Genomic DNA, 14119 nt, shown 5'->3' on the forward strand with positions numbered 1-14119 from the left:
TATTTTCACAATCTTTAAAGAAATACAATAATGAAGAAATTAGCATTACATTGGCAAATTTTATTAGGAATGGTTTTTGGAGTATTGTTTGCTGTTGTTTTAATACAATTTGAATGGGGTAAACAAATTATTTTAGACTGGATAAAACCGTTTGGTAATATCTTTATCAATCTTCTAAAATTAATAGCTGTTCCATTGATATTAGCTTCACTTATAAAAGGGGTTTCAGATTTGAAAGATATTTCTAAACTTTCAAAAATGGGAGGAAGAACAATAGGATTGTATATTTTAACAACTGTATTTGCCGTTTCAATAGGATTAGTAATTGTGAATATTGTAAAGCCAGGAAATTATATTTCTGAACAAACAAGGCAAGAGTTAGTAGATGGTTATGCAAATGATGCTAATTCTAAAATTGCTTCTGCTGAAAAACAAAAAGAAGCTGGACCATTACAAGCATTAGAAGATATTGTTCCAAGTAATATAATTGGCGCTTCTGCAGACAATGGGAATATGCTTCAAGTCATCTTTTTTGCTGTGTTTTTTGGAATTGCTTTAATTTTGATTCCCCAAGAAGTAGGTGCTCCAGTAAAAGCTTTTTTTGATGGTTTTAATGAGGTAATACTTAAAATGATAGACATAATAATGCTTGCTGCACCTTTTGGTGTGTTTGCTTTATTAGCTGCTTTAGTGGCTGAGTCACCAAGTTTGGATTTATTTCAAGCTTTAGCGGTTTATGGTTTATGTGTAGTAGGGGGTTTGATTATTATGATAGGTGTTTACATTCTTATAGTTTATATTTTCACAAAAAGAACACCGAGCTTTTTTTTAAATGGAATTTCTCCAGCTCAATTATTAGCCTTTTCAACTAGTTCAAGTGCAGCAACATTACCTGTTACTATGGAACGTGTAGTGGATAACCTTGGAGTAGATGATGAAGTTGCTAGTTTTGTGCTGCCAATTGGAGCTACTATAAATATGGATGGAACCAGTTTATATCAAGCTGTTGCTGCTGTCTTTATTGCTCAAGCGTTTGGTATGGATTTAAGTTTTGGTGTGCAATTAGGAATTATCATAACAGCTACTTTAGCATCTATAGGGAGTGCAGCAGTTCCAGGTGCTGGAATGGTAATGTTAGTTATTGTACTTGCTCAAGCTGGAATTCCTGAAGCAGGATTAGCTTTAATTTTTGCAATTGATAGACCTTTAGATATGTGTAGAACAACAGTTAATGTAACAGGTGATGCAGCAGTATCAATGGTTGTTGCTAAATCTGTGGATAAATTAGCATAAAATGGAAAAATTTCACTGGACAAAACTTTTCAATCCAGAGTTTTATATAACAATGGAAGTAGGCGGAATTCCAATAGGAGTTTACATGGTTTTGTTTATTGTTTTTGCAGAAACTGGTTTATTTGCTGGTTTTTTTCTTCCAGGAGATAGTTTGTTGTTTCTTTCTGGGATTTATTCAAGAGAGTTAGTTCAGACTTTTTTTTATATTCCAAGTGATTTTTCAAATGTAACTGTTTTATCTTTATTAATAGCTGTAGCAGCAACTTTAGGAAATATGTTTGGCTATTGGTTTGGTTCAAGGAGTGGTCAATTTTTATACAATAAAGAGGATAGTTTCTTCTTTAAGAAAAAGTATTTATTTCAATCTCAAGATTTTTTTCAAAAACATGGAGGAAAAGCAATTATTTATGCTCGCTTTTTACCCATTGTTAGAACTTTTGTCCCTATTATTGCTGGAATAGTTCATATGAAAAAGACAAAATTCATGTTTTATAATGTTTTAAGTTCTCTTATGTGGTCCTTTTTTCTTGTGTTTGCTGGACATTACTTGTATGGTATGTTCTTAGACCAATTTGACATTGATTTAAAAAAACATATTGAAAAAATTATTCTTATATTAATTGCTATTACTACTTTTCCTTTAGTGATGAAAGCAATAAAATCAAGAAAGTCAAATACTAATACTGCAGAATAATGCAATTAAGTTATTGGGAATTAAAAAATTGGTTTACTAATGTAGATTTTACAATTGTGGGTAGTGGAATTGTCGGATTACATTGTGCTTTGTCTTTACGTGATAAATACCCACTAGCAAAAATTTTAGTTTTAGAAAAAGGAACCTTACCACAAGGAGCTAGTACAAAAAATGCTGGTTTTGCTTGTTTTGGAAGTATTTCAGAAATTATCAATGATTTAAAAAATCATACAGAAGAGGAAGTAATTCAATTAATTCAAAAAAGAGTTGAAGGACTTAAATTGTTACGCAATAGATTGGGTGATATTGTAATCGATTTTAAACCTTTTGGTGGTTATGAATTGTTTTTAAAAAAAGATGAAAAATTTTATAACGAATGCATTCAAAAAATTCCTTTTATAAATGATGTTTTACGTTCTCTTTTTAAAACTGATGTCTTTGTAAAAGAAATAGACCGTTTTAATTTTAAAGAAATTTTTGAATATTTGATTTTCAATCCTTTTGAAGGTCAAATAGATACAGGAAATATGATGCAAGCTTTATTAAAAGAAGCTATTGCCAATAATATTTTAATTTTAAACCAGCAAGATGTAACTATTTTCCAAGATTTAAATGATAAAGTTGAGGTTGTAACCAACGATATTTCATTTGTAACCAATAAATTATTATTTGCAACTAATGGCTTTGCTGCTGAATTAACTCAAAACGAATTAAAACCTGCAAGAGCGCAAGTATTAATTACAAAACCAATTGAAAATTTACATATAAAAGGAACATTTCATTTGGAAGAAGGTTATTATTATTTTAGAAATATAGAAAATAGAATTCTTTTTGGAGGAGGAAGGAACCTCGATTTTGAAGGAGAAACAACTACAACATTAACACAAACAAAAATTATTCAAGACAAGTTGGAGCAATTGCTAAAAACTGTAATTTTGCCAAATATACCATTTGAGATTGATTATCGATGGAGCGGTATAATGGGTGTTGGAAATCAAAAAAAACCAATTGTGAAACAAATCTCTAACAATGTATATTGTGGTGTTCGTTTAGGAGGTATGGGTGTTGCAATAGGTAGTTTAGTTGGAAAAGAATTAGCAGAATTAATATAGCGTATGGCAAAAAAAAATACTCCTAAAAAGAAAAATACTAAAACGCCCAAAAAAAGAAATGTTGGTCAAAAAATATTTCGTTTTATATGGAAGGCTATACTGTGGTTCAATATTATAAGTGTTTTTTTTGTTCTGCTTTATAAATTTGTCCCAGTTCCATTTACACCTTTAATGATAATAAGGGCAATTGAGCAGAAATCTGATGGAAAAGAAATGACATGCTCTCACGATTGGGTTCCTATTGAAGAAATTTCACCAAACTTGCAAAAGGCTGTTATTTCCAGTGAAGATGGTAAATTTTTAGAACATAATGGTTTTGATTTTAAATCGATGCAAAAAGCTTATGAAGGAAATCAAAAGGGTAAAAAAATAAAAGGAGGAAGTACTATTTCTCAACAAACGGCCAAAAATGTTTTTCTGTGGCAGGGAAGAAGTTATTTAAGAAAAGGACTTGAAGCCTATTATACCGTTTTAATTGAACTTTTATGGAGTAAAAAACGCATCATGGAAGTATATTTAAATAGTATAGAAATGGGAAATGGAATTTATGGTGCGCAAGCGGCTTCAAAATATTGGTATCATAAAGAAGCTAAAAATTTATCTCGCAATGAAGCCGCTGGAATTGCTGCAATTTTACCAAATCCAAGAAAATTTAAAGCGTCAAATTCTTCCAATTACATTAACAGAAGGAAAGCTACCATTTCAAAATATATTGGATATACTAAACTAGAATATTAGTTAAAGAAATTATAGATTTTAAAAGCCGAAAAATTTTTTTTCGGCTTTTTTATTTTCAGAGCTTTTTGCTTTTTTAAGCATTTTTCATAAATTCTTCTGCTTTTATTACCATATTTTTACTTCCACAAAAGAATGGAACACGTTGGTGTAGTTCTTTTGGTTCTAGTTCCATAATTCTATTAAATCCATCTGAAGCCTTTCCGCCTGCTTGTTCGGCTAGAAATGCCATTGGGTTACACTCATATAACAATCTTAACTTTCCGTTAGGTGCTTTTGAACTAGTAGGATAAATATAAATTCCTCCTTTTATCATATTTCTATGAAAATCTGAGACCAAACTACCTATGTAGCGAGAAGTATAAGGTCTATCACCTTCTTCCATTTGACAATATTTTAAATAATTTTTTACACCTTGAGGGAAATGTATATAATTACCTTCATTAATAGAATATATCTTGCCATTTGGAGAAAATTGCATATTAGGATGTGACAAATAGAAAGTTCCAATTGCAGGATTTAAAGTAAAACCATTAACTCCATGACCTGTTGTATAAACTAACATTGTTGATGTACCATAAATAACATATCCAGCGGCAACTTGGTTAATACCAGACTGTAAAAAATCCTCTAATTGTACAGGAGTTCCTATTGGAGTTATTCTTCTATATACAGAAAAAATAGTTCCTACTGAGACATTTACATCTATATTTGATGAACCGTCAAGAGGGTCCATTAAAACAACGTATTTATTATTATGTCCTTTATCTGAACCAGCAACAGTAATAAAATCATCATTCTCTTCAGATGCAATTCCACAAACAATCTCTCTATTAATTAGAGTTTGTATAAATGTCTCATTTGCAAAAACATCCAATTTTTGTTGATCTTCGCCTTGAACATTTTGCTCACCAACAGCTCCCACAATGTCAACTAAACCAGCTTTATTTACTTTATAATTAACCACTTTTGCTGCTAAGCGAATAGAGTTGATAATTCTTGATAACTCTCCTGTAGAATATTGAAAAGAATTTTGGTGTTCAATTATAAATTCACCAAGTGTTGTGTTTTTTTCTTCCATTTCGAAAACGATGTAGTTGTGTTTAGGGAGCAAATATCGGCTTTTTTTATAAAATAATTTTAATACTTTATTATAATTATAGTTTCCACTAATAAATTAATCAATCCTTTTTAAAATTGACTTTTTTTAAATAAAAAGCACATAATTAAACTTGCAATAAACTTGATTGTTTAATGATAAAACCTAATAAGAATTACCAACAATAATTAAATACAGAAATATAAAAAATTGTTATAAAAATATGGTTTATTATAAAAATATAAAAAATTGTTTAATTTTGGAAAATGAAAATTAAGTTAATTTCTCCCATTGAAATACAAAAAAACAATAGTAATTTAGCTTAAAAATAAAGAGAAATGATAATTAGAAAAGGTACTATACAAGATATGCCATCTGTATTACTTTTAATACAAGAGTTAGCAGAATTTGAAAAAGAACCAAATGCTGTAGAAATATCAGTTAAAGATTTAGAAAAAGATGGCTTTTCAGAAAATCCTTTGTTTCAAACATTTGTTGCAGAAGTAGAAAATGAAGTCGTAGGAGTTGCTTTATATTATTATCGTTATTCTACTTGGAAAGGAAAAACGATTCACTTAGAAGATTTAGTAGTAAAAGAAAACAAAAGAGGAACAGGTGCTGGTTTTGCTTTATACTCTGAAATTATCAAACAAGGGCAAAAAGAAGGTGTTAAAAGAATTGAATGGAATGTTTTAGATTGGAATACTAATGCTATCCAATTTTATGAAAAAAGTGGTGCTACTATTCTAGATGATTGGAAAGTAGTTCAAATGAACGAAAATGGAATATCAAAATTTATCTCAAAATTAAAAAATAATTAATCCTAAAAGTGAACTAAATTAGTTGACAAAAAATAAGAGCTTTACTATGAAAATTTTCAAATTTGGTGGTGTGTCTGTAAAAGATGCTGATGGTGTTAAAAACGTAACTTCTGTTTTAGAAAAAGTAGGTTATAAAAACACATTAATTGTTGTTTCCGCAATGGGCAAAACGACCAATTCTCTGGAGGTAATTATTAAAAATTATTTTGAAAAGTCTAACCAATTGAATGCATCTGTACAAGAAGTAAGAAAATATCACAATCAAATTTTATTAGATCTTTTTGATGATGAAGATCATGAAGCATTTTTTACAGTTAATGCTCATTTTGATGATTTAGAATATTTTTTAAGAAGTAATAAATCTCCAAATTATAATTTTGTATATGACCAAATTGTAAGTTATGGAGAAATAATTTCTACCACTATTGTAAGTTATTATTTAAACGAAAAAGGGTTAAAAAATTCTTGGTTAGATGTTCGAAATTTAATAAAAACAGATACAAATTATAGAGATGCAGATATAAATTGGGAGCAAACTCAAACATTAATAACTAAGAAAATAGAAAAAGACGAATTATACATTACACAAGGATTCTTAGGTTCTGATCCAAATAATTTTACTACAACTCTTGGACGTGAAGGTTCCGATTATACAGCTGCTATTTTTGCATATTGCTTAAATGCAGAAAGTGTAACTATTTGGAAAGACGTTCCTGGTGTCTTAAATGCAGATCCACGCTATTTTGAAAAACCTGCTCTTTTAAACCAAATTTCATACAGAGAAGCTATTGAATTAGCATTTTATGGAGCTAGTGTTATTCATCCAAAAACATTACAACCATTACAAAACAAAGAAATACCATTATTTGTAAAATCTTTTATAAACCCTCTTTTACCAGGAACAAGTGTATCAAAAGGTGCAGATTTAGAACCTCATTTACCTTGTTATATTATCAAAAAAAACCAGCTATTACTTTCACTTTCCTCATTAGATTTTTCCTTTATAATGGAAGAACACATTAGCGAAATTTTTGCTTTATTTCACGAACATAAATTAAAAGTAAATTTAATCCAAAACTCAGCCATTAGTTTTTCAGTTTGTATTGAAGATAAATTCCATAATTTTCAAGAAGTAAAAAGCATTTTAGAGAAAAAATTTAAAATTGCTTATAATGAAAATGTCTCCTTGTATACAATTAGGCATTTCGATGAAAACGCTACGCAAATAGTAGAAACAAATAAGACAGTTTTACTTAAACAAATTTCAAGGGAAACTTTACAAGTTATAACTAAAGAATAATCATTCAATAAAAACTATAATAATAACCTAATAAATTTATTGTAATTATTAATCCATAAATACTACTTTTGAAGAATAGGAGTTATCTATTTATGAGGAAGAAGTGGTTTTTATGGATTTTTTTAATGCTATTTTCTGCTAATTTTGCTCAGGAAGTACAAAACCATTATCAAACTAAAAAAATAATTGTTACAAAAGACACTATCTTTTTAGAAAAAGTAAGTATCAATCCTTCCTTTTTTAAAATTGAAGATAAGAACAAAACAACAATTGATTCTTCGTTTTACAAAATCGATTTTCAAAAAGGAATATTACTCTTTAATGAAAACTACAATAAATTAGACACATTAACTGTCAATTATCTAAAATTTCCAGAATTTTTAACGAAAGAATATGCTATTTATGATGATAGTAAAGTAGTTTCTAATGAAGCAGGAAAATTATACACAATAAAGGACGAAGACAAACCACAATTTAAACCTTTTGATGGCTTAAATACTTCTGGTAGTATTTCAAGAGGTATAACTATTGGTAACAACCAAAACACAGTAGTAAATTCTAATTTAGATTTACAAATCACTGGAAAAATTTCGGAAAATGTTAGTTTACGAGCTTCTATTCAAGATAGTAATATTCCATTACAAGAAGGTGGTTATTCACAAAAATTAGACGAATTTGATCAAATATTTATTGAATTATTTTCTGATAAATGGAGTATAAAAGCTGGTGATTTATTTCTTGAAAACAGGCAATCACAATTTTTAAATTTCAATAAAAAAGTACAAGGACTCTCAACTCAATTTTCATTGGGAACACCTGAAAACAAAACAGATGTTTTTGCAGCTGCTGCTCTTGTTCGTGGTCAATATGCAAGAAGTACTTTCATAGGTCAAGAAGGGAATCAAGGGCCTTATAAATTAAAAGGGAATAATGGTGAATTATTTGTTTTAGTTGTTTCTGGTTCAGAAAGAGTATATGTTAATGGTGTTTTGCTTGAACGAGGTGAAAACAATGATTACATTATAGATTATAATGCTGGAGAAGTAATTTTCACTTCACTTTTCCAAATTACTTCAGAAATGCGAATTACAATTGAATACCAATTTTCAGACCGAAATTATACTCGATTTGTTGCTTATTCTGGTATTATGCATGAACAAGAAAAATTTAAAATAGGAGGATTTGTGTATTCTGAAAATGATGTAAAAAATCAACCTTTGCAACAAAATTTATCTGAAGAGCAAGTCACTATTTTAAAAGAAGCAGGAGATAATTCTAATTTAATGACTGCTCCATCAGCATATCTTGATTCCTATTCAGAAAATAAAATTTTATATAAAAAATCATTTATTGGAACCGCTGAGGTTTTTGAATTTTCAAACAATCCAAATGATGAACTATATAATGTAAGATTTACTTTTGTTGGACAAAACCTTGGAAATTATGTTTTATTAAACAATAATGCTGTTGGGAAAATTTATGAATATATTGCTCCAAACGCAGGTATTCCACAAGGGAATTTTGAGCCAATAATTCCTTTAATAGCTCCAGAAAAAATCCAAATTGCAACAATTCTTGGGGGTTATAATCCATCAGAAAAAACCAATATCGATTTTGAGTTAGCTATAAGTAATAACGATAAAAATTTATATTCATCAATCGATGACGCTAATAACAAAGGTCTTGCTGGGAAAATAAATTTAAATAAAAGACTCTATTCTGGGAAATATAACTTAGATGGTTTTGGTAATTTCCAATTTATAAATAGAGATTTCAAAAGCATAGAACGTTTATTCAATATCGAATTTAATAGAGATTGGAATTTAAGTAATCCATTGGGAAATCAAAGTTTACTTACTACTGGTTTAAACTTGGATTTGAAAAAAAACGGATCAACAAAATATCAATTTGAAAAATTAGACTTCTCGGAGAATTTTTCAGGAAACAGACATATAGTTGAATCCTTTATAAAATTTAAAAAAACGACCTTGAATACCAATTTTAGTGCTTTAAATAGTAGTAGTACTGTTGCAAACTCAACTTTTATTCGTAATCAAACTCAAATAAGACATCATTTTTATAAAAATTGGGTTGGTACTTCTTTAAGACTTGAAAATAATAAAGAAAAACTAATTCCTTCAAATGAATTTACAAATTTAAGTCAACGATTTACAGAATACGGTGCGTTTATTGGAAGAGGAGATTCTACAAAAGTATATGTTGAAATAGGTTATTTAAATCGAGTGAATGATAGCTTACAAGGCGAGCAAATAAAACGTGTAAATCGCTCTAATTCCTATTATTTAAAATCACAACTAATTAAGAGTTCTAAGAGTAGTTTGAATGTGTTTTTAAACTATCGGAATTTAAAATATGAAGATGTATCTAAAAAAGATGAACCTTCACTAAATTCAAGGATTCTATACAACGATTCTTATTTTAATGACTTATTACAAACCTCAATTGCATATGAAACTACTTCAGGAACCATAGCACAACAAGAATTCACCTATTTAGAAGTAGAACCAGGACAAGGAGTTTACACATGGAATGATTATAACAACAACGGTATTCAAGAATTGCAAGAATTTGAAGTAGCTACTTTTACAGATCAAGCCAAATATGTTAGGGTATTTTTACCTAACCAAATTTTCATACGAACACATCAAAACAAATTCTCACAATCTTTAAACTTTAATGGATCTGTTTGGCAAAATAAAATAGGTTATAAAAAACTACTTTCTTATTTCTATAATCAAACCTCTTTTTTAGTGGAGCGAAAAATTGCAAGAAATGAAAGCAACTTCGATTTAAATCCATTTTCAAACAATGAGGATATCATTGGTCTAAACAATAGTTTTAGGAACAGTTTATTTTATAATAGAGGCAAGCAAAAACACTCTATGATATACACTTATCTAAATAGCAAAATAAAAAGTCTCTTGAACATTGGTTCACAAGAAAACGACATATTTTCCCATCAATTTCAGTACAATCATTTAATAGCTAAAAATTGGCTAATACAATTAAAATCTAGTTTAGGAAGCACAACTAGCACTTCTGAAAATTATGCTAGTAGAAATTTTAATATTAGAAATAATGATCTCAATCCTAAACTTTCCTATTTGTTTTCAAAAAATGCGAGTTGGGACATTTTTTATGAATATAAAAATCAAAAAAACACCATCAATGCATTAGAAGCACTGGAACAGAACAGAGTAGGCACATCTTTTTCATTAAATAGTGAAAAAGGATTTACCTTAAATGGAGAATATTCTTTTTACAACAATAACTTTACAGGAAATGCCTTATCACCAGTTGCTTTTCAAATGTTGCAAGGATTACAGGCTGGTAAAAATAGTGTTTGGAGATTACTTCTTCAAAAAAACATTACTCAATATTTAGACATAAATATTAGTTATCAAGGTCGAAAATCAGAGACTAGTAAAACAATTCACAACGGAAACATACAGCTGAGAGCATTTTTTTAACGTTTTATTCCAATAAACATAAGAAACTTATTAACTTTACTAAATTTTAATTTTTCATCCATTACCAATGAAGAAATTATTAGCTATTATTATCCTATTCCTTGTAAATTCTACTTGCTATTCGCAACTTAGTAATAAACATTGGATACCACCATTACATTCCAGAGAAAACACAACGGTAAATGATCATTATATCTATTTATCTACTCCAGAAACAACTCCTTTTCAAGTTGTTGTCACCTTAGGGAACGGAGTTCCAATAAATGGTTCGCCTTTCACAATTTCACAGACAGCTCCAGTTAGAATAACTATAGGAAATACTCAACCTTCGTCAATGTTTTTAAGTCAAAGCGATGTTAATACCGTTCAATCTGACAAAGGATTAATTTTAGAAGCAACTAAAGATTTTTATGTAAGTTTTAGAGTTCAATCTCAAAATCATGCAGAGATTTTGGTCCCTAAGGGCAGAACTGCTTTGGGAACTGCTTTTAGAGTAGGAAGTGTTCCCCAGCAATATGATAGTTCGATAAGAAATTTTGTGACCAGTTTCATGGCAACTGAAGACAATACAACAGTAAACATATCCGATTATGATACTGGAGTTACTTTTGTTACTGCAACTGGAAATACTAATGTTCCATCACAAAATTTCACTTTAAATAAAGGACAAACTGTTGTTCTTTCAGGATACACCAACATTGTTGCTAATCAAACTGGTTTTATTGGTGCCCTAATAACATCAAGCAAACCCATCGTAGTTAATACTGGAAATGCAACTGGTGGACCTGGACCTGATCCCATGAATGGTAGTTCAGGACAAGATTTTAATTTAGATCAAATAGTTGGTTTTAATAATATTGGACAAAAATATGTTGTTGTTAAAGGTAATGGCAGTAACAATTCTGAATTACCGCTTGTTATCGCTACTGTTAACAACACAGAAATATTTGTAAATGGGAGCACTACACCAATTATCACTTTAAATGCTGGGGACTATTTCACTATTCCAACATCTAATTATCAAGGAGTAGGAACCAATAACAATATGTATATAGAAAGCAGTCAACCTGTTTATCTTTACCAAATTCTAGCAGGAAGTACAAATGATGCTACTTCTGGTTTAAATTTCATACCTCCTTTAAGTTGTTACTGGCAAAAAAGTGTAAATATGATTCCTCAATATAATGTTATTGGAAATAAATCTTTTAACAACAGTGGTGTGATAGTAGTTACAGAAATGGGATCAGATATTTATATTAATGGAAGCTTAACAACTGCAACACCACAAGTAGTTAACGGAAATCTAGGATGGGTAACCTATAGAATTGACGGAATTAGTGGTGATATTGTTGTGGAATCTACAGGAGCTTTAGCTGTTGGTGTCTTTGGTTCTGACGGACAGGCTGCTGGATATGGTGGCTATTATTCAGGTTTTGGTAGTCAACCCAGAGATACTTTTATTGATGTTTGCTCAAATAATACTATAAACTTATTCGATGCAATTGAAGGAAATCCATTATCTGGAGGAACATGGAATCCAGCACTTGCAAGCGGAAACAACATTTATAATCCTGCTATTGATGCTCCGGGAAGCTATGTGTATACCTATGATATAACTTGTGATGGTCTTACTGTAACAGAATCTGTTACTATAGATGTTACCATTCAAACAGCTCCTGATGCTGGAACAAATACTTCTAAATCTTATTGTATTAATGACCTTAGTGATGATTTGTTCGTTTTGTTAGGTACAACAGATACTTCTGGTTCTTGGACATTTAATGGAAATCCAAGACCGAATGGTATAATCAATCCATCTGTAGATGTTTCAGGAGATTATACATACACTATTCCAGCAAATGATGTATGTGAAGCTGTATCTTCAACTATATCAGTTATAATTAATCCTATTCCACAGATAGTTCCTGTTACACCTTATGAACTATGTGATAATGATTTAGATAGTGATGATACAAATGGTTTTGTTACTTTCAACTTAAATTCTAAAAATACAGAAGTTTTACAAGGACAAACTGGAATAATTGTAACCTATCATTTATTACAATCAGAAGCAGAGCTAGGAATAAACGCACTACCAAACAACTATTACTCTGATTCAAAAACAATTTATGCAAGGTTAAGAAACACAACTACTCAATGTTATGCAGTTACAACCATGGATTTAGTGGTTAATTCATTACCTGTTATTCAACCAATTGTAACATTAAAACAGTGTGATACAGATAATGATGCCGTAACAAGTTTTAATTTAACAGAAGCTAATAGCATTATTTCAAATGACCCTAATTTAGTTTTTAGTTATCATTTAACACAAACTGGAGCAGTTAATAACACAAATCTAGTTTCAAATGAAATAAATTATACTGTTCCAAATGGAAGTGTGGTTTGGGCAAGGATAGAAACAACTAAAGGTTGTTCAAGAACTGCGAGAGTGAATCTATTAGTTTCGGCAACAACACTTTCTCAAAATGATAGTTTTGACTTATATGAATGTGATGATTATATTGACAGCAATGATACAGATGTAGATGGTTATGATTACTTTAATTTAAACGACATTAATAATCCTTCAAATGATGCTGTTTTACATTTTAAAAATTTATTTCCAACGAATCAAAATTTAGAGGTTACTTTTTATGAAACAGAAATGGATGCTTTGGCAGAACAAAACAGCATTACAATTAGTAATGATTACAGAAATACTACCCAAAATACACAAACACTTTGGGTAAGAATAGACAGTAGCTTAAACAATGAATGTTTTGGTCTAGGTCCGTACTTAACCTTACACGTTGTTGCTATACCAGAAATTAATTTAGGTGTAAACTTCACAATTTGTGTTGACCCAATTACAGGTTTAGGTTCTCAATTAATTGATGCTACTCCAGCAGTCTCTGGAAATTATTCCTACACTTGGACACCTACAAATCCTAATGTTGACTCAGCAGGAAATGAAAGCTCATCCTATATAATAACTCAAGAAGGAACTTATTCTGTAATTGTGGCTGATAATACAACTGGATGTCAAAATTTTGATAGTATTGTTGCCACTTTCTCATCTGAACCGGCACAGTTTGAAGCTACTATTGTAAATCCTATTCTTTCTTCTGGTTTATCTTCTATTGAAACCATTGCTAGTGGTGGTTTTGGAACTTATGAATATAGTTTAGACCAAATTGAATGGCAATCAAGTTCAACTTTTACAAATATTTCAAATGGTAACTATACTGTCTATGTAAGAGACATTCTTGGTTGCGGTATTTTATCTTCAAGTTCATTATATGCTATAACTTATCCTGCATTTTTTACTCCAAATGGTGATGGTTATAATGACTTTTGGAATATTGCAAATTTACCTCAATCTTTTGAAGCTAAGTTGTATATTTTTGATCGTTATGGAAAATTAATCAAGCAGATTAGTCCTTATAGTGAAGGTTGGAACGGAACTTATAATGGTGAATTACTTCCTTCAACTGACTATTGGTTTAAGTTAGAATACAAAGACAATGGCACTTTAAAAGAATTCAGATCTCATTTTACATTAAAAAGATAA

9 protein-coding genes are annotated in these 14119 nt (G+C 29.8%); 8 read left to right on the plus strand and 1 reads right to left on the minus strand.

Features of this window, described 5'->3' with window-relative positions:
- The first annotated feature begins 30 nt into the window (after positions 1-30).
- From ACULEV_RS18860 to mtgA, 4 genes are read left to right on the plus strand one after another with little or no spacing between them, the layout of a single operon-like run.
- Positions 31-1293, plus strand: a complete 1263-nt coding sequence (locus tag ACULEV_RS18860) for a dicarboxylate/amino acid:cation symporter (RefSeq protein ID WP_445456602.1) — start codon at positions 31-33, stop codon at positions 1291-1293.
- A 1-nt stretch (position 1294) separates the two neighbouring features.
- Positions 1295-1987, plus strand: a complete 693-nt coding sequence (locus ACULEV_RS18865) for a DedA family protein (RefSeq protein WP_445456603.1) — start codon at positions 1295-1297, stop codon at positions 1985-1987.
- A complete protein-coding gene (locus ACULEV_RS18870; protein ID WP_445456604.1) occupies positions 1987-3099 on the plus strand; it encodes an NAD(P)/FAD-dependent oxidoreductase in 1113 nt (370 codons plus the stop codon). Before ACULEV_RS18865 ends, ACULEV_RS18870 begins: the two co-directional genes overlap by 1 nt.
- A gap of 3 nt (positions 3100-3102) precedes the next feature.
- Complete coding sequence (gene mtgA / locus ACULEV_RS18875; RefSeq protein WP_445456605.1) at positions 3103-3837, plus strand: monofunctional biosynthetic peptidoglycan transglycosylase; 735 nt, start codon at positions 3103-3105, stop codon at positions 3835-3837.
- Between the two features lie 73 nt (positions 3838-3910).
- On the opposite strand, the gene fbp is transcribed toward mtgA, so the two are convergent.
- Positions 3911-4915 (minus strand): class 1 fructose-bisphosphatase, encoded by a 1005-nt coding sequence (gene fbp / locus ACULEV_RS18880; RefSeq protein ID WP_445456606.1) that lies wholly within the window; start codon positions 4913-4915, stop codon positions 3911-3913.
- Positions 4916-5271: 356 nt separating this feature from the next.
- Here fbp and ACULEV_RS18885 point away from each other — a divergent pair, with 356 nt between their 5' ends.
- The 4 genes from ACULEV_RS18885 to ACULEV_RS18900 all read left to right on the plus strand — a co-directional run bounded on the left by ACULEV_RS18885 (position 5272) and on the right by ACULEV_RS18900 (position 14119).
- The gene (locus tag ACULEV_RS18885) at positions 5272-5754 is read left to right on the plus strand and encodes a GNAT family N-acetyltransferase (RefSeq protein ID WP_445456607.1); all 483 of its coding nucleotides are present in this window, start codon (positions 5272-5274) and stop codon (positions 5752-5754) included.
- Positions 5755-5800: 46 nt separating this feature from the next.
- A complete protein-coding gene (locus tag ACULEV_RS18890; protein WP_445456608.1) occupies positions 5801-7054 on the plus strand; it encodes an aspartate kinase in 1254 nt (417 codons plus the stop codon).
- 92 nt (positions 7055-7146) lie between these two features.
- Positions 7147-10545: a hypothetical protein gene (locus tag ACULEV_RS18895; protein ID WP_445456609.1), complete on the plus strand. Its 3399-nt coding sequence runs from the start codon at positions 7147-7149 to the stop codon at positions 10543-10545.
- Between the two features lie 67 nt (positions 10546-10612).
- Positions 10613-14119: a T9SS type B sorting domain-containing protein gene (locus tag ACULEV_RS18900; protein ID WP_445456610.1), complete on the plus strand. Its 3507-nt coding sequence runs from the start codon at positions 10613-10615 to the stop codon at positions 14117-14119.

It is taken from the genome of Flavobacterium sp. HNIBRBA15423 (genome assembly GCF_052655965.1).

Excerpts from the sequence above, each read along its gene's own strand:
- ACULEV_RS18860 (WP_445456602.1), top strand. The coding sequence starts at position 31 with ATGAAGAAATTAGCATTACATTGGCAAATTTTATTAGGAATGGTTTTT.
- ACULEV_RS18865 (WP_445456603.1), top strand. The coding sequence starts at position 1,295 with ATGGAAAAATTTCACTGGACAAAACTTTTCAATCCAGAGTTTTATATA.
- ACULEV_RS18870 (WP_445456604.1), top strand. The coding sequence starts at position 1,987 with ATGCAATTAAGTTATTGGGAATTAAAAAATTGGTTTACTAATGTAGAT.
- mtgA (WP_445456605.1), top strand. The coding sequence starts at position 3,103 with ATGGCAAAAAAAAATACTCCTAAAAAGAAAAATACTAAAACGCCCAAA.
- fbp (WP_445456606.1), bottom strand. The coding sequence starts at position 4,915 with ATGGAAGAAAAAAACACAACACTTGGTGAATTTATAATTGAACACCAA.
- ACULEV_RS18885 (WP_445456607.1), top strand. The coding sequence starts at position 5,272 with ATGATAATTAGAAAAGGTACTATACAAGATATGCCATCTGTATTACTT.
- ACULEV_RS18890 (WP_445456608.1), top strand. The coding sequence starts at position 5,801 with ATGAAAATTTTCAAATTTGGTGGTGTGTCTGTAAAAGATGCTGATGGT.
- ACULEV_RS18895 (WP_445456609.1), top strand. The coding sequence starts at position 7,147 with ATGAGGAAGAAGTGGTTTTTATGGATTTTTTTAATGCTATTTTCTGCT.
- ACULEV_RS18900 (WP_445456610.1), top strand. The coding sequence starts at position 10,613 with ATGAAGAAATTATTAGCTATTATTATCCTATTCCTTGTAAATTCTACT.